A 24,359-nucleotide genomic window follows, 5' to 3' on the forward strand; every position below is an offset into this window, starting at 1 on the left:
GGCATCCTTTTAGCGGGGTAAAATTAAAGGGGAATAATGAACGGGATCTTCCATCACAAGCGCATCTATGCCGAACAATAGCTGCATGTTGCCTGACGTACATACTGATGCAGGTGCGCCGCTTGCCACTATCTCTCCGTCCTTCATCGCAACAATGTGATGGGCATACCGTGCCGCAAGATTGATGTCATGCAGCACCATTACGATGGTTGTGCCATCTTCCCGGTTGCGCTTTTCGCACACATTCAGCACGTCGATTTGATGACCGATATCTAAAAATGTTGTGGGTTCATCAAGCAAAATCAGCGGCGTTTGTTGGGCCAGTACCAGTCCGATCCAGGCGCGTTGACGCTGACCGCCGGACAAAGTAGCGATTTCCCGGTCTGCCAGGTCACTCAATCCGGTTTGCAAAAGTGCATCATTAACCGCTTTTTCATCATCTTCATGCCACTGGCTGAAGAGTGTTTGCCAGGCATACCGTCCCCGTGAAATCAGCCCTTTTACCGTCATGCCCTCAGGGGAAACATTGGTTTGTGGTAATAAACTCAGTTGTTTTGCACGGCTTTTCGGGGTGAATGATGACAGCGGCTGCCCCTGCAACGAAACCTCACCTGAAGAAGGCCGGTACAGGCCCGCAAGTAAGTGTAAGAGCGTTGATTTACCGCATCCGTTTGGCCCTATAATCACGCTGATTTTGCCGGCAGGAAACTGCACCGACACATCATGAATAATGGTGCTTTTCACATAGCTGAAGCTCAGCGATTTTGCAGCAAGCGCTGCCGCGGAAAATGTATGTGGTTCAGGAAGAGTCGACATCAAAACGCCCCTTTTTTATGTTGTCTGAGCAATAGCACAATGAGATATACGCCGCCGAGTATCGCGGTGACTCTGCCTGCCGGTAACTGGCTGGCTAAAGGCAATACGGCGCTTACTCTGTTCGCAGTCAGCAGTAAAACCGCCCCGCAGAGTGAGCTGGTGAATAGCGGTAAGGAAAGACCGGTAAGCGCCCTGGCAATACGGGGCGCACCTAAGGCAATAAACGCCATCGGGCCGGCGGCAGCGGTAGCCAGAGAAACCATCAGCACAGAAATAGCCAGACCGGCATGACGGCTTAGTTGCACATTAACTCCTAAGCCAAATGCCACCGCATCGCCCATTTCCGTTAAACGCAAAGATTTCGCCAGCAACATCAACACCGGCAAGCCAGTGAAAAGCCCGGCCATAACGGTGAATACATGCCCCCATTGCCTGCCATCCAGACTGCCCAGCAGCCACAAATTGGCCAGCATCGCGTTATCAATATCCCCTTTTACCAGCAATAATCCGGTAAACGCGGTAAGCGTTGCACCTGTGCCAATGCCCACTAAAACAAGCCTTCCCGTTTGCAGCACCTGTCCTTTAATGGCGAACAGATAAATCACCAGCGCAGTAAAGCAGCCCCCCAGAAAAGCAAAGCCCGCTACACCGGCGGGTGACTGACTGATAAACACCAGGTGATAAACAGCCCCTGTCGCAGCTCCGGACGTAAAGCCTAAAATATCAGGAGAGCCTAAGGAGTTTCTTGAAACAGACTGAAAGACCGCACCGGCAGCTCCTAAGCAACCACCTACACCCAGGGCGGTAAGGACAACGGGTAACCTGATATCGATAAGAATTTTAGCGGGCAACGGCGCGAGACCATTGCCAGCCATCCACCCCGTTACATCCTGCCATGTGAGCAGATTGCTGCCAGACATCAGGCCATGAAGACAAAGAGCAGCGAGTAAGAAGAACAGCAGACACTGCACCAGCAGAACACGCTGGTAAACGAAGAAAGAAAATGATCCGGCGCGCAGTAAAAACGGGGCCGTCATGAGGTTGCCCCCCGCACATTTCTGGCAAGTGCAATAAATACCGGACCGCCAAGAATAGCCATCATGATGCCGGTACTGACCTCACCCGGTGCAGCCACAACACGGCCCGACACATCGGCGAGCAACAACACTTCCCCGCCGATAACCGCGCATAGCAGTAGCTGCCGCCGGTGGGTAACAGGTGCAATACAACGGCACAAAAAAGGCACAACTAAGCCGGTAAAGAGTATCGGGCCCGCCGCCGCTGTAGACGCGCCGGCCAGTAACGTGATGACCGTCAAGCAGCCACGGCTGAGCCACTTTTCATTTACGCCTAATGCCGTCGCCAGATGGTTACCCAGCATAAGCACATCAATGCCGGGAGCAATATACAAAGCCAGCACAAGTGCCACCAGCCAGCACCCCATTAACGGCCAGAGTACATCAAACCCTTTGCCTGCCGTTGCCCCTACCATCCAGTGCCGGTATTGCTCAAACACGGAGAGATCGGCAGACGCAATCACTAACTGCCCTGCCGCCAGGCACACTGCCGAAAATGCCACGCCGGCCAGCACTAATTTATCCTGCGAGAAACGATATGGTCCGGTACCCAGCTTTACCACCAGTAAAGAGCAAAGCGCAGCCCCTGCCGCACCGGCAAGCATTTTGACGAATGCCGTTTCAGCCCCGAAAAATGCAATGGTGACAATAACAGCCAGACTCGCGCCGGCATTAACACCTAAAAGACCCGGTTCAGCAATGGGGTTTCGTGTCATGCTTTGCATGATGAGTCCGGCAATAGCCAGTGCACTGCCACAAAAGAAAGTGACGAGTGTGCGGGGAACACGTAATTCCCGTACCAGCAAATGCGCCGTGTTTGATGCATCGAACTGAGTAAATGCCGATATTGTCTCATGCAGTGGAAGCACCTCCGGGCCAATGGCGACACTGGCAAAAAGCAGCACTGCAAGCACAATAATCAAACATGGTAAATCAAAGTGTCGCGAATACACCTTCATGGGGAAGAAAACAAGTTTGCAATGATATCCACCGTCTCGGTGGCGCTGTAAAAGTCCATGCGGAATGAGTTTTCTCCCATACCCCACACTTGTTTGTTTTTCACTGCCGGTAAGTTTTGTAATACCGGGTCATTGAGCAGTCCGTTTACATCATCAACGCGGCGACGCAGTAAAAAAACAGAGGCTGCGTTCAATCTGATAAGTTGCTCATACTCGCTGCGAATAAAATCGCCCGCATCTTCGGGGCTACCCTTCATGATGCCAGGTGGTGTAACAACATCGAATCCAAGCGCCCGTAATAACTTACCGTGGGTACCGGTTGCCGTACCAACAGGATTGATAATGCCGGGCCCGTTGTAACTGACAATATTCACCTTTCCCTCTGGCAGATGAATATGCTGACGAACGTTTTCAACATACTGGTTAAATGATGTAATACGTTGCTGCGCGGATTGCTCAAGCCCCAGAGCCCGGCCTAATGTTGTTGCCAGACCCTGCCAGTCAGTCACGGCATAATCCACAATGAGCACCGGTGCGATGGCACGAAGCATCTCCACATGGGCCATGGCCGAATCGGCGCCTCCTGCAGAGACAATGATGAGGTCGGGCCGGACGGCATAAGCAGCCTCCAGATTGATACGCCCTGCTGGCCATACATTGGTGACCTCTTTTACTTTCGCCACCTCCTGCCACTGCGCAAAATAGGCATTGGTTGTCGCCGATGCACTGGCGACAACCGGCGCATCAATCGCCAACAATGTACCGGTAACGGTTACTGTGGTAGACAAAATCCTTTCAGGCCTGGCGGGAATAACAACCCGGCTTCCATCACTGTTTACCAGCGTCTTTGGCCAGGCATCAGCTTGCTCCGCGCCGGCATAAACGGAGCAGGCGTAAACAACGCTTAACCATAAGCAGGTTATGTACACAAAGCGTCGCCGCCAGTGCTGCATTTTTATCATGATCATTTCCGGAGAAAGTACGGTTTACAACACATAAAAAAATGCATGAGCCCGAAAGGCTCACGCATCAGAGGTTTAAAAACGATAAGTGACCGATACACCCACATTGCGGGGATCAGCAATAGAAGCAAAGCCGGCAGGATAACGGGCACTTACCGGTTCCTGACTGACCAGCGCTGTCTCATCGAAAAGGTTGTCAATGTAAGCAGTAATGAGCCAGTTATCTGCGGTGTAATTAGCGTTAACTCTTACCAGCGTGTAATCGCCGGCAACGCGCTCTGCTGTATTGGTGAAATCACCATAGTACTCACCGATATAGCGGGCGGTGGCACCTGTACTCCACTTATCATTAAACCAGTATGTGGCGCCTAAGGTCGCATTAAATTCAGGGGCGTTATTTAACTCGTTGCCTTTCACCGTGGCATAACTTTCACCGGGGTCTTTAATGTCCGACTGCAACAAACCAATCCCGGCATTCAGTTCCAGATCTTCAGTAAGTAAAGTATGAAGCTCAAATTCTGCACCGTAAGTAACAACCTGAGGAAGGTTCTCAATCACCCGCGACGAGCTTACAGCCTGATACCCGTCGTAGTCGTTGTAGAATACATTAGCGCTGAAATACCCTTTCCCGTCAGCAAACTGAGTGCGGCTGCCCAGCTCGAAGGTATTCACTTTTTCATCGTCGAAATAATAGTATTCCTGCGCCGTGAAATTCAGTGCGCCGCCGGCTGCGTTATAGCCTTTACGGGCACTGGCAGAAACGGTGGTGGCATCAGTCCAGGCATACTGCAGTGCGACTTTGGGCAGGAATATATTTGTGTCCTGATCGAGAATGGCGTCGATTGCACCGTAAACAAAGTGTCTGTCCTGGGTTTCACGCTCTAAACGGACGCCGGTGATCAGCGTAAACTTGTCGTTCAACGGGAAGGTAGCTTCACCGTAAACAGCCACAGAGTCACTTGCATCATCACCGGTGTAGGCAGCAGAACCGGTGCTGAGTATGCCCTGATCTCTGTCAAAATAGTACACACCAACAAAGCCACTGATACCCTTTCTGCCAGACACGTAGTTCATCTTCGCATCAACAGTAATATTGGATTCATCAAACCCGAGCTGCTGTTCAGCCTCGGGGGTTGCCTCGTAACTGTCGAAGCCCCACTGGTAATCCATGTAGGACACCAGCATGTCGAAAGACCAGTTGTCATTGATGGTGTAGTCAGTATAAAGCGTCGTAGTAGACGCTTCAGTCTCGATATCACGGAAGTAGATGCGCTCACGGTCATCTAAATTTTCCAGCGCATAAAAAATCCGGCCAGTATCTCCCGCCTCATCATTGTAAGTGTGAGTGAGCATGAAGCTTAAGTCATCTGAGGGCGTCCACAGTAACTTACCGCGAATACGGGTGGTTTTGATTTTATCCAGATCATAGTCCGGCGGATTGGTTTCGTAGCCGGTGTCATCAGTAATGGTATCGGCATCGAGATGCTGCACACTCAGGCGGAACGCAAGGGTATCTTCAACCAGCGGGCCCGAAATAACACCGGATGTATCAATGTATTGATCCTGGTTTCGGTAGCCGACGCGGGCAGCGCCTTCCCAGTCTTGTGAAGGATCTTTGGTTTTGATGAACACAGAACCACCGATACTGTTCCGGCCGTTACTGGTAGATTGGGGACCGCGATAGACTTCAATTTGCTGCAGATCCCACATACCGCTGTCGCCGCCTAAATCGGCAACAAAGGGTTGCGCTACGCCGTCAATTAACGTCATCACACGGCCTTTTGCACCGCCGGCGATAGAATTGAAGCCACCGGCTGCACCGTTACCGGACACACCGCGAATATCCGGCAGGCCACCTGTGGGAATAACCACGTTGGCAATTTCAGACAATGCATCCGATACCGATTTGTACTGCGTATCGTTTAATGCATCTTCAGAAATAACTGACACAGAAGAGGTGGCATCTTTCAGGCTGCGGTTGGCTTTTTCACCAATAACGACAATTTTCTCAATGTCCTTTGCATCCCTGTCCGGAGCCTGATTTTCCTGTGCAGAGACAGCACTGGCGATACTTAATGCCATGGCAAGCAGTGATACTTTGAATACGGGTTCGCGCTTCATAACAACTTAGTCCTTGATTTGAATGTGTTATTAGAGTCATCAGGGACCATGAAGAGAAATTCGTCGTAAAAACTGCGCAGCACAATGTCTCAAAAGCAAGGGTGCCAAATGCAAGGCATTAGCCTGTGCCCGCCTGAAAGATGACGACATGTTGTAATTATTGTTATGCGGATATACGACAGTACGGTGAACAACTCAACGTTCATGATCGACCGTTTTGATAACGATTCTCATTATCTTTAATGCAGACCGTGTCGCTTTACTTAAAACGGCATTTTGTTTTGTTGAAACCGCATTTACGGTTGCATGACAAGGGAAGCAGCATGCCGGGTTCTGGCCTGAGAAGGCGTCATACCAAATTGCTTCTTGAATGCAGTACAAAAACTGGCGCTGCACCCGTAACCCACATCCATTGCGATACTGGTGATCGGCTGAGAACCGGTAAGCAGCTTCTTCATGCCAAGTTCAAGTCTGGCGCTGTGGATGCAATCAAATACCGTTTCGTTAAAAAAGACTTTGAATTTGCGTTGTAACGTACTGGGGGTGGTGCTCATGTGACCGGCTAAATAGTCGATGGTTAATGCACTGGCTGCGTGGGAGATGATCCATTCACGAAATAGCATCCACTTTTCAGGTACAGGCGTTTGCACGCAGGAAAAGCGCTCCTGATGTTCTGCGTTCACTTTATGACACTGACCAAATGCTTCGAGAAGCAGTGACAGTGCCCTGCTTTCACGCACAATACCGCCCAGCTCCGGTGGCCTTTCAGAGATATCGAGCATTTCCTCTGCCATCATTAAACTGGAAGCAGACGCCTGCCAGGCTGCCACATCCAGATGCCGCCAGCGTTTATTCAACAAACGCTCTTCCTGCACGCTGGAAAACGTGTGCGTTAACCATTCCCCGGAAACACCAATACTCAAACGACGGCAATAGTTACCGGCAATTGCATGACGGGAAAACGATTCTGTAGTTTCCAGAGAAACCAGTGCCATATTGGGGCCGGGTTCTGCATCGCTGCCTCTCCCGAGTATAAGCGTTTTATGCCCGAACCGTATTTCAAGATAGCCGTCGAGAACTAAAATCAAACGAAAACGGTCATGCACTTCACCGTGCCAGTGGCGGGTTTCCTTATCAGTGGTATCACCAAAATGAAAATTAAGGCCGGGCCGCAAACACACATCCCGCGGGGGATGATTAACGTGCCAGGGGACTAATGAATTATCGGGCACCTTTCGACCTTGAAGTAATAACCGTTCCTTATCCAAATGATAACAAAACTCATTTGCACCGCAACTATTTACCGTGTTGAATGAACCCAAACCGGCATATTCATAGTATGCTCGTTAAGCAATGTGTTACCCCTTACCCCGAACAAGGATAAAAACAATGTGCGACAACCATACAGAATCCGACATTCACGATTTTAAGAAAAACGGCGGGCAGTTAAACCGTCGTGACTTCAGTAAACTCGTAGGATTAGGCGCTTTGTCTTCCGCCTTTCCTCAATTTGCCATGGCCTCCGGCGAGGTACAAACGCAGCAGGTAATGGTGAACACACCCGATGGCGTGGCCGACTGTTTGTTGGCGAGCCCGAAAAGCGGCAAACATCCTGCGGTGGTAATGTGGCCGGACATTATGGGTCGCCGCGCGTCATACGATTTAATGGGTCAGCGTCTGGCTGCCGCCGGATATGCTGTGCTGGTGGTAAACCCCTTCTACCGGGATGTAAAAGGTGCAGCCCTGCCCGATGGCATCAGTTTTCCGGCTCCGGAAGCCCGCGAAATTTTAGGACCCATGCGCGCTAAACTCACGCCGGATAATACCAACTCTGACAATCGCGCCTTTTTCGACTTTTTAAACGAACAGTCTGTGGTGGATGCAAGCGCACCAAAAGGCGTGCTGGGTTATTGCATGAGCGGCACCTTTACGATGTACGCAGCCGCTGCTTTCCCTGAAGAAGTGGGCGCGATTGCTACCTTCCACGGCGGCGGCCTGGCCACGAAAGAAGACGACAGTCCCCATTTCACCGTTGCTGACTCAAATGCACTGGCACTACACGCCATCGCAGAAAATGACGCCCAACGCAGTCCGGAGATGGAACCTTTACTCGTTGAAGCTTATAAAGAAGCGGATTTGCAGGCAGACATTGCGGTGTATCCCGGCACGCTGCACGGCTGGACGCCACCGGATTCAAAGGTGTACAACGAGGAACAGGCCGATGCTGCCTGGAACAGAATGCTGAAGATCCTGGACAAAGGCCTTCACGCCTGAGGAAGGAATATGCCCAAAGGATGAGAGGCAATTAAAAAACAAAAAGCCGGCTGTTTTGATGAACAGCCGGCTTTTTTACAGCTGATTATCAGAACGTGTAGTTCGCCGACACCAGGTAGCTGCGACCGGGCTCGTTAAAGGTATTTGCACCGGCACTGGAAGCCTGTGTGCCTTCACGGCGGACTTCAGTATTAATGAAGTTCTTCACTGACAGGTTGAAGCTCAGATTATCATTAAACTGATAAACCGCATTCAGGTTAGCAATGGTATAGGCATCGCGATCTTCACCGGTAATTGCCTGACCTGAAGTCTGGCTCTGTTCCGGACTTTCAGTCTTACCATAGTGCTGACCACTCAGTACCAGTTGGATCTGCTCTGTTGCCTGCCAGGTCAGCATGGCATTAACCGTGTAGTCCGGCACGATTGACAGCGGTATGCCGGTTTCTTTGTCTTTCGTTTCCAGCATAACCGTAAGGTTTGTCGACCACTGAATACTGTCAGTCAGGTTAAACTGCAGGTTACCTTCCAGACCACGTATTACGGCTTCAGGAATGTTGTACCACTGGAAAACCTGAACATTGGCTTCACCACCCTCTTCACTTGGCAGGATGTATTCCGGTGCCACGTTACCGGTACCGATGCGATTCTTGTAATCGTTGTGGAAGTAAGTGATACCGGCGTTAACACCTTCGTCGTTGGTATAGTTAATACCAATTTCTTTGTTCACTGAGGTTTCGTGTTCAAGATCAGGGTTACCGATAATGTGACAGCCGCCCCCCAGGCTTGAGAAGTCCAGCGGACAGCCATTACCACGGGTGTAATACACGTAGTTAGGGTTCAGCTGATAGAGGTTAGGGGCTTTAAACGCACGGCTGATACCACCCTGTACAACAATATTCTTTGTTGCCTGCCAGGATGCATTCAGGCTGGGCGATAAATTGGTGCCGGCTTCGCTGTGATTGTCAAAACGGATACCCGGTGTAACTGTCACGGAATCAGAAAGCAAAATGTTATCTTCCACATACACACCAATCAGTGTGGCATCGGTTTCAGACGGACGGCTTTCAGGATCGGCAGTAGCCCCGGGAATTTCGCTCTCATCAGCCACGTTTAAAGTAAGCTGATTACTCACTGCATCATCCAGCGTTTCGCCGCGGAATTCTGCACCGAATGTTGCCGTTTGTGCAAAACCTCCCAGCTCTAATGGTACGTTCCATTCCGTTTTAGCGGTAATGTTAGACAACTTGATCGTAGTTTTCTCAAGGCTGTTGATAGCACCTTCACCACCACCGGCAGAACCTTCACCTAAGCGACTGTTTGTTGTACCTTCGTACTGAATATAGCTGAACGAGTCACCGAAATCGTACTGACCCGTGTGGGTAACACCCAGCGTGCGGCGGTACATCACCAGGGTTTCTTCACCAATCAGTGCCAGCGCATCGGTTTCGCCAAGCTCATCTTCAGTGGGAATAATCGGGTTGTCGTTTTCATCTACGCCGTAACGGATCCCCTGGAAGGCGTTATCACCGGCATATTCATTACCCTGGCGGCTGAAAGCACCTTCAAAATCCCAACGATGTTCTTTACTTTGCTGGAAACGAACCAGTGTACGGAAATCCATATTCTCCACACCTTCACGACCTGCACCAACCGCTTTGGCCGCGCCGCCACGACCTACGTTTGTGTCGGTGACTTCAAGGTTCAGTTGCGGATCATCCGCTTCCTGTTTGTTGTAGTTAACAATGGTGCGGTGAGAGAAGCGGTCTGACAAAGGCGCGCTGCTGACTACGTTGATACGGTAATTACCGCCTTCATATTCATTTTGCGGAATTTCCGTTTGCAAAGACACGGTGGTTGATGCCACTTCAGGGGATTTGGTGATGATATTAATCACACCACCCGATGCACCTGAGCCATATCGGGCAGCAGCCGGACCACGAATAACTTCGATACTCTCAATGGCTTCCGGCGGCACCCAGTTACTGTCACCACGGGTGTTCCGCTCCCCCGAGCGTCCCATTTTCACTGAGTTACGTGACAACACCGGCTTACCGTCAATCAGGATCAATGTATTCTCGGGTCCCATCCCGCGAATATCAATCTGACGCTTATTGCCGTACTGACCTGAAGATGAGTTACCGGTCAGGTTAATACCCGGCATGGTACGTACGATTTCTGAAATATCATTGGTGACCGGACGGCGCTTGAAGTCTTCTTCTGTGATAACGGATACACCCTGCGCCTGCTTCAGTTCCTCTGCAGCGGCTTTTACAACGGTGACATCCAGCGTTTCCGGCTCATCCTGTGCGAAGGCTGAAAGTGAAAAAAGAGAAGTGATAGCAGCGGATACAGCTGTGCACACAAACTTCCGGTTTGTTTTAAACATGCGAGATTCCTATTTAAGTATGGCCTTTTTATTAATGATAATGATTCTTATTATTTTTATTGAGCGCATTATACTTAAGTGAAGCTGTGTTTCTACCCCGCAAAATACTTTTCAGGGAAATTTGGGTCAAAGTTGAGTGAAAATTTTACGAAGAACAGGTGAAACGCACTCTGCATGAAACAGTCAGCGTTTAAGGAAAGCTAGCTGATAGCGGTTTTTAATGCAGAGCGGTAGTTGATTAATGTCGTCCGGCAGGCGTGTGCCACTGCCCCTTCCTCTTTGCCCTTCAGTTTCAGCAAATCGACAAGGTCAAACAGCGAATTTTGTTGCTGCCTGCTGTTTTTCTGTAGCAGATAAAAGAAGCGCCGGCTTTTACTGATGACTGCGCCGATAAACTTGTCCATTCGCCGCTGTTCACCTTCGTACACATCAGTAATAAGCTGGCTCGCCATCAGCCTGCCGATACAATCGGCGGCAGAACAGTCTTGTTTATTACATTCCGACACCCAGGGGCAACAGGCACATAAATCCTGAATATCTGCCCGCAAGCAATGCATAACTGGTAACTTACGATCTGACTCCAGCCATGCTGACAGCTCTTTGGGCACAGGTGTTGCTGCAAGGTCCATCAAAAACTGATAGTGATGAAGCAAAAGCGCACCGACCCGTGATTTGTTGTAGAACACTTTTTCTGTTTTGAGAAATTGCCTGAAGGTGGAAATTTCAACGGCCGATGCACTGCAGATCCGCCGGGATCTTGCATCGTCGTATAATAAAACGAGCGCCATGACTTTCTCCGTATACCACGTAAAGCGCCTGGATGTTTGGCTAGTTTGCGGAGGCTTACTCTGTTTCAGAGCGACCTAAAAAGCGAACCAGTAAACCACATGATGCAGCTGTGCCCGCAGACAACAGCAAAAAGATAATTGCTTCCATCGTTCGACTCCCACTGAATGTTAAGGTTATCCGGCATGAAAACAGGCCCCTGTACCGGGGCAAATGCCTGAAATGTGATCATTATTATTATGATAGGGACAGTTTTAAGATACACCGCAAAACTCAATAACGCAAATGATAATTATTACCAATTGGAAATTAAAATCATTTAAATTGCTTTATCACATTGATATTTGTCACGAAGTCTCTAATACTAAAGTCGACAATTTGTTCTCAGTAGCATGCCCTGACAAAGACGTTTTACTTTTTTAGAAGGAGCACTGCGGCTTTGCCCAATGGCGGGCATCAGGCGTGTTTCTGACGATTCCTTTCTTTGTCTGTCAAAAATGTTGTTAATCCGTCACCGGAACTCGCTGTTCTTCGCAGTCTTACTATACTTTGCTTAAAAATCCATCAAGCAAATCGTGTTGTATTGCTCCGCTTTACTTTCTCAATTGAAATGCGAGGAACGCAACTTGAATTGGTTACATCGATTTTCTCTGGTTCAGCTCACGCTGATCAGTGCCGCACTATTGTTTGTCTTTGCTTTTTTCCTGGTTGGTAAAGATGTGAGTTATACCCTCGCACAGCGCTCAGGTGCCGGTGACGATACGGCTCTCATCCAGTTGCTCGACCGGCTGGAAAAAGTGGCCCATCATCATGCCGTTGAACGGGGACTAACAGCAGGCTTCTTGGGCTCAGGCAGTGATGAAGCAAAAGCGAAAGTAGACGCCCAGCGCATTAAAGCTGATGCGGCAGAACAACAACTTATGGCACTGCTATCCGGCCAGTGGCCGGAAAGCTTCAATGTGCCGCGAAAAGTCGCTTTGTTGCATGAAACCTTGAAAGCTAAGCCTGCGATCAGAAAAGAAGTGGATGCCGGCAATGGCAAAAATGCCTTTGGCTTTTACAGCAAGCTGAACAAATCTGCTCTGGATGCAGCCTCAAACCTCACTCTGAATATTCATAGCAGCGAAGCGGCCACAGAACTTACCTATGCGATTCAATATGCGTGGCTAAAGGAGAGGCTTGGACAAGTACGGGGCAAAGTGAATGGCGTGCTTGCTAAACGCGCCGTAAATCCTGCCGCGCTTAACGAAATTTCTGCCTACGAGCAGGATATTGGGTACATCACAAAGCAATTGAATAATTTGCTCAGCGGGAATGACCTTTCAGCATTTAAGCAGGTTGCAGGCTCTACAGACGCCGGGTTAATGAAAAGCGTAGTGGACGCCTTACAATCTGACCCCGTTAATTTTTCCATTCTGCCGGCGCCGGCTGACTGGTTTCAGGCCTCCACACGGCAAATCGGTCAGGTCAAGCAACAGCTGGACAAGCAATGGCAGCGTATCAACAGTATGGCCATCAGCAATAGCGATATGGCTAACAGCCAGCTCATGTTGATAATCGGGTTTTCACTGGTTGTCGTGCTGGTCATTGGCCTGCTCTATTTCTTTATGATTTCTCTGTTGCGCCAGCAGTTACGCAGCCTTTCAACCAACCTTGACAAGGTATCCGGCAATGGCGATCTGACAGTCAATATAAGATTGCCGGACGATAACGAACTGGGGCAGATTTCCGGCTACATCGATAAGACCATTCTCACATTGCGGGATTTACTGCAAAGCGTGAAAGAGTCAGTGAGTATTTCAAACCGCATCAGTGACGACTTATATAAGTCGACTTCTGTGGTATTAAAAGACGCTGACGAGACATCCGGCAAAGCCATGACGATTTCTTCTGCGATAGAAGAAATGGCAACCACCAGCGAAGAGTTAGCCCGCTCAACAATGAAAACACTGGAAGCCAGCCAGTCATTGAAAGGTATTTCAGAACGCTCTCTGGCCGCAAACCGGGAAATTAAAGTCGCCATGCAGGCGTTAACCAAAGACATGGACAGCGTGGCTGCCGAGGCACAAACCATGGGTCAGCAGGTGTCTGAAATCAGTACGATTCTGAATACAATTAACACCTTGTCTGAGCAAACCAACTTGCTGGCTTTAAATGCAGCCATCGAAGCCGCACGGGCGGGCGAACACGGGCGCGGTTTTGCCGTAGTCGCCGATGAAGTAAGACAACTCGCCACTGCCAGCCGTGCTTCGACGGATAAAATTTCAGATTTACTGGAAAACCTCACGAATGTGAGTAATACGGTTATCAGTGGGATCAGCAGTAACAATGAGCGGGCCATGGAATCCCTGAATGTCACTGCTCAGGGTGAACAGGCGGCAGAAGAAGTGAAACAGGGTGCCGGCAACGTGGAACTGCTTGCTAACACCATGTCGGCAGCCACCGAAGAGCAGTCAGTTACTGCCCGTCAGATAGCTGAAAATATCCTTGGCGTACAGGATGCCGCTGCTCATGAACATACATTGGCGCAGGAACTGTATAAGCTGGCAGAGAAGCTCAAACAAAACAACGAGGTACTGCAATCGAAAATGCACAAGTTCCGTGTTAACTGATGGATAAAAATTGGCTTGACTAATTTACCTGTCTCCCTATGCTTTTACGGTTAAGCAGACAGAAAATCAGAATCAGGCCATGAAAGTAGAAGCGGTAAAAGTACGCAGACTTTATATCGAAGTCGCCACACAAATAGAAAGTCAGATCCGCAGCGGAAATATCAAACCGGGCGAGCGTTTACCCTCAGAGCGTGACCTGGCAGTACGGTTTGAAGTGAGCCGCCCCACTATTCGTGAAGCGATGATTGCCCTTGAAATTGCCGGCCTGGTGGAAATTCGCACCGGGTCAGGCATTTATGCTTTACCGCTGAATGAACTGGATGCAGAACAGCTGGATGATGTACCCGGCCCCTTTGAAGTTCTGGAGGCCCGCCTTCTGGTAGAGCCTGAAGCGGTTAGTCTTGCCGCCGCCAGAATAAACAAAGAACAGCTTGCGGTACTGGAAAACGCCCTTCGCATCATGGAAGACACCAAATCCAGTGAGAAAGCCAAAGAGCAGGCTGATGAACTCTTCCATTGCACCATCGCAGCAGCGACCGACAACAGCGCACTGGAATCTTACGTGAAATGGCTGTGGGGATTGCGCAACCAGTCAGTGCTCAGTTCCACATTTCACCAGCGGGTACGGGATTTAGGCGTTCACCCGTATGTAGATGAACACCGTAAAATCCTCAATGCACTGAAACTCCGCGATCCGTCCAGGGCCCGCAATGCCATGCACGCCCATATCTCCAACGCCATCGAACAGGATATGGATGTTTTGCAGCTTGACGGGCGTAGTTAATTTTTTACCTGTGTACTGATAGCACTTTCTGCAAAACCGTATCTTATTGCTTTTGCTGACAAGTGACTCTCATCATCAATAACAAGGTGACCAGTATACAGGTGCCAGTGTTTTTGTTCAGGGTCGGTAGAATAAGTGATCGACGCACCTTCGGTCTGACTGCTCAGAATCACTTTTTTCTTATTTCCGCTAACTTCTTCAAGTTTAATAACCGGAGCTGAAGTTTGTGGTTGATTGCCGCCGGGCCACATTGCATTAATTAACATGTCTTCCGATTCGTACTTGCCGTCATCAACAACATCCATCCAATTATCCAGTGCAGACTCCAGCTCACTTTGGATCTCCCGGACATCTGGCTGACCAGCGATGTTATTGATTTCATGCGGGTCGTTCAATGTGTCGTACAGTTCAATTTCAGCCCTCGGAGCCGAGAAATAGGACTCCTGAAGAGGTGTCAGCAACCCGGCCTGATGACGTTCATTTAATTCCTGCATAGCCGGAAACCAGTCACGGAAAGGAAGCGGGCGGAAATAAGGTTTATCAGCTAAGTAGTTACGGATTAACTTATACCGTTTATTCCTGACAGCCCGGACTTTGTCTTCAACCTGGTCCATCCGGTCTCTTGCTGCATAGATATAGTCCCTCTGATTACTCAGAAAGTTTCTCCCCTGCATGTAATCGGGTACCTCTACTCCGGCCATGGTCAATACGGCAGGTGCAATATCGACCATTGATACCAACCGGCTGTCGACAGTATTCGCGCTAACGCCGTCAGGAAACTTTAATATCATAGGTAACTTAATACCTGAGTCCAGTACGGCTCTTTTGGCACGCGGGAAACCATCACCGTTGTCAGTGGTCCAGAGTATAATCGTATTTTCCAGCAGACTGTCTTCTTCGAGATTGCTTATGATACTACCCACCTGAGCATCCATGTAATGGATCAGATCATACATTTGCGTTACAGAGTCACGCACTTTAGGCGTATCAGGCAAATAAGGAGGCACAGTGACATCTTTTGATTGCGTCACCTCCTTTACATTCTGGCTAACCCACCCCCCCATTGCTTTTAAGAATCCTGCGTGAGGACCTTCAATAGTTTCCTGTGTCTTCCTTGGAGCCAGCCTGCTTTCGTGGGTTGAGAGCAGATTGATCATTGCGAAAAACGGCTTCCCGGAAGGCAGCTTTCTCCAAACCGCTAAATCCGGCTCATCCATGAAGCCATTTACGTCCACATCCCAGATACTAAAAGGTTCGCCAAACTGATAGTCACGCTTTGCCACATTCGCTGTCGCATATCCGGCACGTCTGAGCAACTCAGGATATGCTTTGACATGAGGAGGGGGCACAGCCCGGTAATTTTTATCCTCCGTGCGCATATGTTGCGCGCCGAAAGATATTGGATACATACCTGTAATATGAGCAGCCCGGCTGGGGGCACAAACACCGGCAACGGTGAAGAAATTCGTATAGTGGATGCCCCCGGCAGCTAATTTATCTAAGTTGGGAGTCTGCGCGATACTGTCACCAAAAGCGCCGACCTTGCTACTTACATCATCAGCCATGATGACAATAATATTAGGGTGTTCTGTTGCTGCAGTTGCAGGTTGAAAAATGAGGACGGTTAAAAGCAATAAGCTTAGAAGTAAAATTCTGTACATAGCAAATTCTTATGGAAAGATCATAGATTACCGTTAACATAATCTTTACTCATTCTATCCAGAAGCCCAGTTTATCAATATGAGCTATTGAGAAAATAGATTCCCGCCGGAAAAAAAGTGCCGATGTAATACAATGATATCGCCATTAGCGTAACGCTAATGTGACTGAAGAACAGGCGGGATGTTTCAGGTGAATCATTGACAGATAAATCAAAAGCAAGCGTCTGTCCGGACATACCAATAGCCTCGTAAAGGCGCTATTTAGTGTCTCAGCCCGTTGTGCAGACAACAATATTCAGAAGAAGATATTACTGACGAAAAATGACTTCGCCAGGGCGTTCAGGCTGTTTCAAAAACAGCCTGAACGTCCTCAGTATCCACCAATCGACACGAAACGGTCAACCATGAGTAGAGCGGCGATACCGGCCATATAACAATAAGGAATAGGATCGCGCACGACCTGCGATGTGTATTCTCTTGCACGACGAAAAGACTGATTCATAACCATCTCCTGCGTAACGTTTTTAATATTCTTTATTCAATTAGTGTATAGGGCGTTCCGGTCCAACCCGAAACTTACACTCAATATACAACTTATTAACACAGTGCAAAAATTAGTCTTTTGGATACAATGTATGGAGAAAATCGTTAGATAGCGTTACAGGTATCTGTGAGGAAATCGATGAAGGCCCGGGATTTGTTTAATATTCCACTTCTTCAACATTGGTTGATATTTCGGTAGTTATCGAGTCGCCGGATATGGACTGGAAAGTAGCACAGGGCATTAACAACGCCACCGATGAGATTTACCGCGTGTCTGGTAACTCGTCTTTAGGTTCAGGCAGTGGCTATGCAGAAACCACCTATGCCAGACCAAGAATGGTAATCGCTAATGTGAGTTACGAGTTCTGATAAGCGAATTTTTACCCGCAATGATCAAGGTGCGCTGATACAAAGCGCACCTTTTTTTTATCGCTGAATAGTGCTTAAAGCGGCTGCGCCATCGCAATGGCAGAATCACGCATAATGCCGGCGTGCTCCATTTTGTCACCGCCCTCAATTTCGATTTCAGCAAGGCGACCGGAGTTTTCAACCACAAGGCGACAACGCTCCCACCGACGGGTCTGGAATGCGCTTAATGCCTGAGACAACGTGGCTTTGTCATCCAGTTCTTCTGCCAATACAATAGCATCTTCAAGTCCGATACAGGCACCGGATGCCAGGTGCGGCGTGGTCGCATGCACGGTATCACCGATTAACACTACGCGGTTTGAATACCAGGGTGCACGCATCAACATGCTTTCCAGCGGACGGTAGTGAATCATCGACTTGTCATGCAGCATGCCTTTCATTTGCTGTACAACCGGGGCCGGGAAAGACTCCAGCAACGCAATAAAGCGCTCTTTGAAAGTAGCCGGTTCAATAAACTCGTTGTCCGCCCGGTTTTCGGTAATGAACATGTACATTTCGTCTTTCGACATGGGGTTCACACCCACTTTCACATTCTTACCCATCCACATGTGAATGTTTTCAATTTCAGGAATACGGGGCAAAACTGCACGCCATACACCCTGGCCGATGTAAGATGGCTTGGGTGCATCAGGGAACAATGTGGTTCTTACCGATGACATCAGGCCGTCTGAACCAACCACCAGATCGTATTCGCCACTGGTGCCGTCGGTAAAGGTCACTTCTACGCTGTCGCCTCTATCGTTGATGTTCTCAAACGTAATGCCGAGGCGCACATTCACGTCGTATTCGCGGGTTTTGGCTGCAAGAATTTTTGCCAGTACCGGGCGCATAATGGCACCTTCACAGGGAGCTTCGTTGCCCGCCACTGGCGGCGCAGGAATATGCGCCAGATGGGTACCGTCGGGCGCATGAACATCCAAACCGGCGTGGGTAGCGCCCTGCGCTTTAAATTCATCCAGTACACCGATTTGACGCAGTGCCCTTATGGTGGCGCCGCCAATGCTGATCCCGGCACCGTCAGTACGCCAGTTCTTATCAATCTCAACGAGATCAACCTGTATACCGCGCTTACTCATTTCGATAGCGGCAGACATACCTGAGAAGCCACCACCAATAATTAATACTTTATTTACGCATGCGCTCATTGTTCTTTTCCTCGTGATTCACAGAGTAAAACGACATCCTGTTCAGCGGTTACCGTGATGTTCAGGGGCGTTAAGAAATCGCCCCTGCACGGCCCTTTCACACACTCTCCGGTGTCGGGTGTAAATAACGCGCCATGCGCCGCACAAACGATGTAGTCACCACCGGCATCCAGATAAACATCTTTCTTCCAGGGTAAGGCGGTATCGCCATAGTGCGGACAAATATCGCTGTAGCCATAAAGCTTGCTGCCACGGCGCACAATAAAAACGGTGTCCTGACCCCGGGCATCAGGCAAAAAACCCCGGGAACTATTGTCGGGTAGTTCATCTAATTTGCAGAGCAGGACACCTTGGTTCATCACAATCAGCCTTTTGGTGGCGGCGGGCCCATTGGTGCCCACTTTTCGCGGTACTGCAGCAGGAACACCTGCGAGTTATCCGCACCCGGCAAGGCTTCGCGTGCGTCCCAGTTGTCGTCGTGGAGATCCATGTCGGCATCGAATTCCATGTTGCAGCCAAACGGGCTCTTGAAGTACCAGAACCAGTTAGAACCGAAGATGTGACGGCCCGGCCCCCAGAAGCTCTGGTAACCTTTTTCCACCATGCGGTTACCGGCCTGCACCACCGCAGTCGGGCCAGACATGTGGAAGGTAAAGTGTTCAATACCTTTCATGTGCGGCGGCGTGTTCAGGAAGAACAGCGTATGGTGATCGGTAGTGCCTGCAGGACGCATGAAAGGACCCACATGACTAAAGCGGTCGGTGGTGATAAAGCCCAGACGTTCTGCGTAGAACGCTTCGGCTTTTTTGTAATCCGGCACGAAGTACACCACGTGAGACAGAGTGCGCGGCTCCGGCGTAAAATCTTTCGATACACCAATTTCATTGGCCGGACGCTGCGCAGGTGCACCCGGTGCATTAATCTTCTCTGCCGGCATATCCAGCGGCTTGCGCATAGTGACCTGGAAGCCCAGTACAAAGCCCATGTCATCTACCGCTTCAATGCTGCCGTCATCCAGACGTTTTACTTCACGGTCTTTCGACAGTTCGTCGTAAATGGCATCCACGGTTGCGGTGTCTGCCACGCCATAAATGGTTTTACGGATACTTGAGCCGGTTTCCAGCGGCGCAGGCAAACTGCTGTCGTCTTTGCTGTAAATCTCAATACCTGTGCCGTCGAGGCCAACAAAGCGGTGTTCAGATGCCTGCGTTAAACCGTAATCCAGCGCAAACTGTTTACAGGCTTCCACATCATCAACACCAAAAATCAATAAATCCGGTCCGATAATATTCATGATTTTATCCTTCAATCGATGTGCGGGCGTTGAACGTTTCCGCTACCCAGTCAGCAATGTAGTGACCGGCGTTGATGCTGTTGTCGAAGCTGGAGTGCTGTACACCGCCTTCACGTTCGGTGAACACTTTCAGTTCACGCTTAGGACTGTTTACCAGTTGCTCGTAGGTGCGCTCTGCCCACTTAAGCGGGATTTGTGAGTCTTTCGAACCGTGGGTGACCAGGAAAGGCACTTTGATTTTTTCTACTTCACCGTCCAGACACACGTTTTCAGCAATGGTCATGAACTCGTCGATGTCTTTTGCGCCCCATACCCAGCACACATGATTCCAGTAATGCGGTACCGGGAAGTCGCCTTCTTTTTCCAGGCGGCGCTTCTGCACATCACGCCAGTCATGGTTTGCCCCCCAGCACACACCCAGTGCCAGGCGCGGCTCGTTGGCCACCGCACGCGGGCAGTAATAGCCGCCTAACGACACCCCTTCCATACCAATGCGACTGTTATCCACTTCAGGGTGCTGCTCCAGCCAGTCAACCACCGGTGATGCCCAGTGTTCGCTGTCGAAACGGGCGTTAATGTTCTGCAGACGTAATGCTTCGCCGGTACCCGGCTGATCCAGTACCAGAGACGACACGCCGCGATCGGCCAGCCATTGTGGTAAGCCAACGAGGTATTTCATTTCTTTGGTGGAATCCAGGCCGTTTACCTGAATTAACAGCGGTGCCGGGCCGTCTACGTTTTTTGCTTTCACGTAAAGACCGGACAAGTGTTTGCCTTCATAAGGAATTTCAACGCGCTTACAGTTCGCACCTTTCAGCGCCATGCCACGTTCGAACAATTCCAGTTCGCGCTTGTACAGCTCAAGACGACCGGGGGCATTGTGAGCCTGCAAACGCTCACAGGTGATGAGGTACGAGGAAGCGCGCATGTACTTTTCACCGGCAGAAATCATGCGGCCAGCCTGCTCGTCTTCTTCGGCCAGCACACACAGCTTGTCTGCCATGTTTGCCCATGTATTGCGGAACGCTTCGGTACCCTCTTTGTCTTTTTTCTTTGCGGCTTCCTGCAGCGGTGCACACATCTCTTCGATTTCACCGATTCGGGCGCCCATTTCAATGGCGAGGTCGACTGACAGGTTCCACACATAGTTGGTGGGGAAATACTTAAACATGATAACTCCTCTTAAGAATTCGTCTTTTTAGGCACGAACGCGACGGCGCGAACAAAGCCCGCCGATGCCTTTTTAATTTTGTAAGGGAAACAGGAAATCCAGAATCCGGACGCTGGAAGTGACTCAAGGTTTGAAAGCTTTTCCATTTGCCCGTAGCCGATATCACGGCCGGCTTTATGGCCTTCCCAGATAATTGACGCATCGCCGGATTCAGCGAAGCGTTCGCGGGTATACTTGAAGGGTGCATCCCAGCTCCAGGCATCGGTGCCCACTACCCGCACACCTTTTTCAAGGAGGTACATGGTGGCTTCGCGGCCAAGGCCCACACCGGCTTCGAGGTAACCCGGCTCGCCGAAAATGGCACCGGCGCGGGTATTCACCACCACGATATCCAGTGGTTGCAGTTCATAGTTAATGCGCTTCAGCTCAGCTTCGATGTCTTCTGCGGTCACCACATAGCCGTCTTCCATGTTGCGGAAGTCCAGCTTCACACCCGGGCGCATACACCAGTCGAGAGGTAATTCATCAATACCAAAAGCCGGCTTGCCGCCGTCGGTGGTGGATGCGTAGTGCCATGGCGCGTCCATGTGCGTACCACTGTGGGTGGTGATTTGCAGGCGTTCTGCTGCCCAGGACTCGTTGCCTGGTAGTTGGTCGAGAGTAAGGCCGGGGAACATAGCCTCCATTTCAGGCCAGCCTTCCTGGTGATCCATATAATCAATCTTTGGCAACAGCGGCGGCGGATCGGTGTGGGGGTTGTTGTCCAGCGTGACGGACAAATCTACGATGTCAAAATCATTGGGGCTGAACATGTTAGCCTCCTTTTACTGTTTGATTGATTTCGCCGAAAAGCGGCTGGCCCTGCTTGTCGCGGCACACCATGTGTACCGTTTCACCGTTACTCAAAAACGGGGTTTGCGGTTTGCCGTGCCTTATCAGCTCTTTAGCGCGCAGCTCGGCAATACAGGCCTGTCCGACTTCGGGGTTTGTATTGGAAACCGTACCGGAACCAAACACCGTACCGGCTTTGATAGGGCGGGTTGTGGCGGCGTGGGCAATCAGCTCATGGAAACCAAAATGCATTTCACTGCCCGTCGGGCTGCCAAACCATTCACCATTGCGGGTGATATTGAGGGTTAAATGAATTCTGCCGTCTGCCCAGCTGTCGCCAAGCTCATCCGGCGTTACCGCGAACGGCGCAAAAGCGGTTTCGCCTTTTGCCTGCACAAAACCGAAGCCGGTTTTCATTTCACGGGGCGCCAGGCCGCGATAGCTGATGTCATTTAGTTGCACCACCAGTTTGATGGCCTGCATGGCCTCACCGGGTGTAGCTCCAACAGGCACATCCGTGATCAGGACGCCGAACTCACCTTCGAAATCTACGCCATGGGCAGGGTTATACAGCGCGATGGTGTCATTACATCCGGTGAAGGCATCGCCGGCGCCCTGGTAGATCAGCGGATATTTGTCGGCGTCTTCGATGGGATCGAGATTAAACGCCTTTTGCATCAAATGGCCGTGATTCATAAACAATGAACCATCCAGCCACTGATACGTGCGGGGTAACGGTGCTAAGAAACGGGCACCGGCAACCGGCTCTGCCTGTTCACAGGTGCCGTTGTTCAGTGCGTTGCTGATATCCTGAAGTACCGGAAGCACACTTTGCCAGTCAGCCAGACACGCGGCCATAGTGCCGGCAGAACCGTGTACACGGCACATTTGCGAAGTATCTTTTGAGATAACAACCAGTTGGCCATCCGGACTACCGTTATCGATTGAGGCTAGTTTCATCGCCGCTCCACAAACCGAACAGAAATTCGATTTTTTATTGTTAAAAATATTTAAATTAATGGAGAAACAATGTTAAATGGGCGCTGAGCAAACAAAAAATTGAATGTATAGATGGTTTACATCAATTTCATAGATACCTAGACAGGCAACGAGGGCGTTATGCGGTTTGAACAGCTGGATCTGAATTTATTGGTAGCATTAGACATACTGCTGGAAGAACAAAATATCACAAGAACAGCCGACAAGCTGCACCTGTCACAGTCGGCCACCAGCAGTATTTTATCTCGGTTGCGGCATTATTTTGATGATGATTTGCTGGTGCAGATAGGCCGAAAAATGCAGCCCACGCCTTATGCACTGGAACTGCAGGAACCGGTAAGAGAAATGCTGAACATTGTGCGCGGTTCGATTACCAATAAACGTAAACTGGAGCCCGCCACCAGCCAGCGACATTTCCGCATTGTTGCGTCAGATTATATTATTCAGGTATTCCTTGCCGGTGTGCTGGCGAAAGTGCAGAAGCTGGCGCCTGGCATGACTTTCGAATTTCTTTCACCTTTCACCGTTGAGGTGGAAACCATGGTGAAAAGCGGGATTGATATTGTGATTGCGCCGGAAAGTGAAACCGTGGACGGTTATCCTCACGCCTTTTTCGCCACTGACGAAATGGTTTGTATTGCCTGCAAAGACAATCCGGACACGCAGGGTGGCCTGACGCCGGAAATCTTCTCATCACTGGGACACGCTTCGGTGGGATTCGGCCGTGTCAGCCTTTTAAGTATTGAGCCATGGCTGGTTAAAGAGCGCAACATTGAACGTAAAGTCGAAGTGATCACCAACGACTTTACCTCACTGTGCACCACAGTGGTCAGCACCGGCAGACTGGCCATTATTCCCCGCCGTTTTGCTGAACTCATGGCCACTATCATGCCTATTGATATTCTATCTATGCCCTTTGATTTTCCCGACTTGCGGGAAGCGATGATGTGGCACCCAACCGTAGACAGCGACCCTATTCATCGCTGGCTGCGCACACTGATTTTAGAAGAAGCGGCCATGGTAAGTAGTTGATGTCGTGAGGTGATTAATCACCTCACATTTCTCATCCTACTTTCAGCAGCACCACTCCGGATATGATCAAAAATACGCCGATATAACGCAGCAGTGATGTAGGGTCGCCAAAGGCAAAAACGCCCACCAGAAACGTACCGGCAGCGCCAATGCCGGTCCATACAGCATAGGCTGTCCCCAGTGGAATATCCCTTTGCGCCAGATACAGTAAGAAACCGCTGACACCCATAAATGTAATCGCCATGGCGATGCCACCCCATTTGTACTGGCCGCTTTGAGATAATTTCAGGCCCAGAGGCCAACCAATTTCGGTTAACCCTGCCAGCACCAGATAAACCCAACTCATCGTTTTCTGCCTGCGACCGCAAGACAGGGAAAGTGCAGCCGGCAGTAATTCAGGCAATCAATAATCTTAAAAATGAAGCAAATAGACATGGTTTTTGACCATAAAACGCGGAGCGTGCCGGTAGACATCATT

22 protein-coding genes are annotated in these 24,359 nt (G+C 50.0%); 5 read left to right on the forward strand and 17 right to left on the reverse strand.

The window, feature by feature from the left end:
* Positions 1-9: 9 nt before the first annotated feature.
* The 6 genes from ACXAGC_RS08030 to ACXAGC_RS08055 form a co-directional block, all read right to left on the reverse strand.
* On the reverse strand, positions 10-816 hold the full coding sequence (locus ACXAGC_RS08030; protein WP_474843936.1) for an ABC transporter ATP-binding protein: 807 nt from the start codon (positions 814-816) through the stop codon (positions 10-12).
* Positions 816-1,853 (reverse strand): FecCD family ABC transporter permease, encoded by a 1,038-nt coding sequence (locus tag ACXAGC_RS08035; protein ID WP_474843937.1) that lies wholly within the window; start codon positions 1,851-1,853, stop codon positions 816-818. Before ACXAGC_RS08035 ends, ACXAGC_RS08030 begins: the two co-directional genes overlap by 1 nt.
* On the reverse strand, positions 1,850-2,806 hold the full coding sequence (locus tag ACXAGC_RS08040; RefSeq protein WP_474843938.1) for a FecCD family ABC transporter permease: 957 nt from the start codon (positions 2,804-2,806) through the stop codon (positions 1,850-1,852). Before ACXAGC_RS08040 ends, ACXAGC_RS08035 begins: the two co-directional genes overlap by 4 nt.
* Positions 2,807-2,847: 41 nt before the next feature.
* Positions 2,848-3,813 (reverse strand): Fe2+-enterobactin ABC transporter substrate-binding protein, encoded by a 966-nt coding sequence (fepB, locus tag ACXAGC_RS08045; RefSeq protein ID WP_474843939.1) that lies wholly within the window; start codon positions 3,811-3,813, stop codon positions 2,848-2,850.
* 75 nt (positions 3,814-3,888) lie between these two features.
* Positions 3,889-5,934 carry a TonB-dependent receptor gene (locus tag ACXAGC_RS08050; protein WP_474843940.1) on the reverse strand — a complete coding sequence of 682 codons (2,046 nt, stop codon included), beginning with the start codon at positions 5,932-5,934 and terminating at the stop codon, positions 3,889-3,891.
* Positions 5,935-6,230: 296 nt separating this feature from the next.
* Positions 6,231-7,166 (reverse strand): helix-turn-helix transcriptional regulator, encoded by a 936-nt coding sequence (locus ACXAGC_RS08055; protein WP_474843941.1) that lies wholly within the window; start codon positions 7,164-7,166, stop codon positions 6,231-6,233.
* Between the two features lie 157 nt (positions 7,167-7,323).
* On the opposite strand from ACXAGC_RS08055, the gene ACXAGC_RS08060 reads away from it, so the two are divergent.
* Entirely contained in the window at positions 7,324-8,208 is an 885-nt protein-coding gene (locus ACXAGC_RS08060) for a dienelactone hydrolase family protein (protein WP_474843942.1), read from the forward strand.
* 88 nt (positions 8,209-8,296) lie between these two features.
* Here the strand turns inward: ACXAGC_RS08060 and ACXAGC_RS08065 are convergent, their stop codons facing one another.
* Positions 8,297-10,594, reverse strand: coding sequence for a FepA family TonB-dependent siderophore receptor (locus ACXAGC_RS08065; protein ID WP_474843943.1), 2,298 nt, complete (start codon positions 10,592-10,594; stop codon positions 8,297-8,299).
* A 200-nt stretch (positions 10,595-10,794) separates the two neighbouring features.
* The gene (locus tag ACXAGC_RS08070) at positions 10,795-11,382 is read right to left on the reverse strand and encodes a hypothetical protein (protein WP_474843944.1); all 588 of its coding nucleotides are present in this window, start codon (positions 11,380-11,382) and stop codon (positions 10,795-10,797) included.
* 624 nt (positions 11,383-12,006) lie between these two features.
* On the opposite strand from ACXAGC_RS08070, the gene ACXAGC_RS08075 reads away from it, so the two are divergent.
* The gene (locus tag ACXAGC_RS08075; protein ID WP_474843945.1) at positions 12,007-13,992 is read left to right on the forward strand and encodes a methyl-accepting chemotaxis protein; all 1,986 of its coding nucleotides are present in this window, start codon (positions 12,007-12,009) and stop codon (positions 13,990-13,992) included.
* 79 nt (positions 13,993-14,071) lie between these two features.
* Positions 14,072-14,776 carry a FadR/GntR family transcriptional regulator gene (locus ACXAGC_RS08080; RefSeq protein ID WP_474843946.1) on the forward strand — a complete coding sequence of 235 codons (705 nt, stop codon included), beginning with the start codon at positions 14,072-14,074 and terminating at the stop codon, positions 14,774-14,776.
* Here the strand turns inward: ACXAGC_RS08080 and ACXAGC_RS08085 are convergent.
* Together ACXAGC_RS08085 and ACXAGC_RS08090 are read right to left on the reverse strand one after the other, a co-directional pair.
* Positions 14,773-16,437, reverse strand: a complete 1,665-nt coding sequence (locus ACXAGC_RS08085) for a sulfatase family protein (RefSeq protein ID WP_474843947.1) — start codon at positions 16,435-16,437, stop codon at positions 14,773-14,775. The two genes, ACXAGC_RS08080 and ACXAGC_RS08085, sit on opposite strands and share 4 nt — an antisense overlap.
* A gap of 370 nt (positions 16,438-16,807) precedes the next feature.
* Entirely contained in the window at positions 16,808-16,939 is a 132-nt protein-coding gene (locus tag ACXAGC_RS08090; protein ID WP_269748657.1) for a hypothetical protein, read from the reverse strand.
* A gap of 257 nt (positions 16,940-17,196) precedes the next feature.
* On the opposite strand from ACXAGC_RS08090, the gene ACXAGC_RS08095 reads away from it, so the two are divergent.
* Entirely contained in the window at positions 17,197-17,349 is a 153-nt protein-coding gene (locus ACXAGC_RS08095; protein WP_474843948.1) for a hypothetical protein, read from the forward strand.
* Between the two features lie 74 nt (positions 17,350-17,423).
* Here ACXAGC_RS08095 and ACXAGC_RS08100 read toward each other — a convergent pair whose 3' ends face one another.
* The 6 genes from ACXAGC_RS08100 to ACXAGC_RS08125 are packed head-to-tail and all read right to left on the reverse strand — an operon-like array spanning position 17,424 to position 22,810.
* Positions 17,424-18,554 (reverse strand): FAD-dependent oxidoreductase, encoded by a 1,131-nt coding sequence (locus ACXAGC_RS08100; protein ID WP_474843949.1) that lies wholly within the window; start codon positions 18,552-18,554, stop codon positions 17,424-17,426.
* Positions 18,551-18,913: a Rieske (2Fe-2S) protein gene (locus ACXAGC_RS08105; protein ID WP_303573376.1), complete on the reverse strand. Its 363-nt coding sequence runs from the start codon at positions 18,911-18,913 to the stop codon at positions 18,551-18,553. The genes ACXAGC_RS08100 and ACXAGC_RS08105 overlap by 4 nt, the downstream gene beginning before the upstream one ends.
* A 5-nt stretch (positions 18,914-18,918) precedes the next feature.
* Positions 18,919-19,848 (reverse strand): VOC family protein, encoded by a 930-nt coding sequence (locus tag ACXAGC_RS08110; RefSeq protein ID WP_474843950.1) that lies wholly within the window; start codon positions 19,846-19,848, stop codon positions 18,919-18,921.
* Positions 19,849-19,852: 4 nt separating this feature from the next.
* Positions 19,853-21,019 (reverse strand): alpha/beta hydrolase family protein, encoded by a 1,167-nt coding sequence (locus ACXAGC_RS08115; RefSeq protein WP_303573374.1) that lies wholly within the window; start codon positions 21,017-21,019, stop codon positions 19,853-19,855.
* Between the two features lie 11 nt (positions 21,020-21,030).
* Positions 21,031-21,831, reverse strand: coding sequence for a cyclase family protein (locus ACXAGC_RS08120; RefSeq protein ID WP_070125966.1), 801 nt, complete (start codon positions 21,829-21,831; stop codon positions 21,031-21,033).
* A gap of 1 nt (position 21,832) precedes the next feature.
* Positions 21,833-22,810 (reverse strand): fumarylacetoacetate hydrolase family protein, encoded by a 978-nt coding sequence (locus tag ACXAGC_RS08125; protein WP_474843951.1) that lies wholly within the window; start codon positions 22,808-22,810, stop codon positions 21,833-21,835.
* A gap of 159 nt (positions 22,811-22,969) precedes the next feature.
* Between ACXAGC_RS08125 and ACXAGC_RS08130 the strand changes: the two genes are divergently transcribed.
* Entirely contained in the window at positions 22,970-23,881 is a 912-nt protein-coding gene (locus ACXAGC_RS08130) for a LysR substrate-binding domain-containing protein (RefSeq protein WP_474843952.1), read from the forward strand.
* 31 nt (positions 23,882-23,912) lie between these two features.
* On the opposite strand, the gene ACXAGC_RS08135 is transcribed toward ACXAGC_RS08130, so the two are convergent.
* Complete coding sequence (locus tag ACXAGC_RS08135) at positions 23,913-24,227, reverse strand: DMT family transporter (RefSeq protein ID WP_474843953.1); 315 nt, start codon at positions 24,225-24,227, stop codon at positions 23,913-23,915.
* Positions 24,228-24,359: the final 132 nt, after the last annotated feature.

The organism is Alteromonas sp. AWJ4_197, assembly GCF_056160285.1.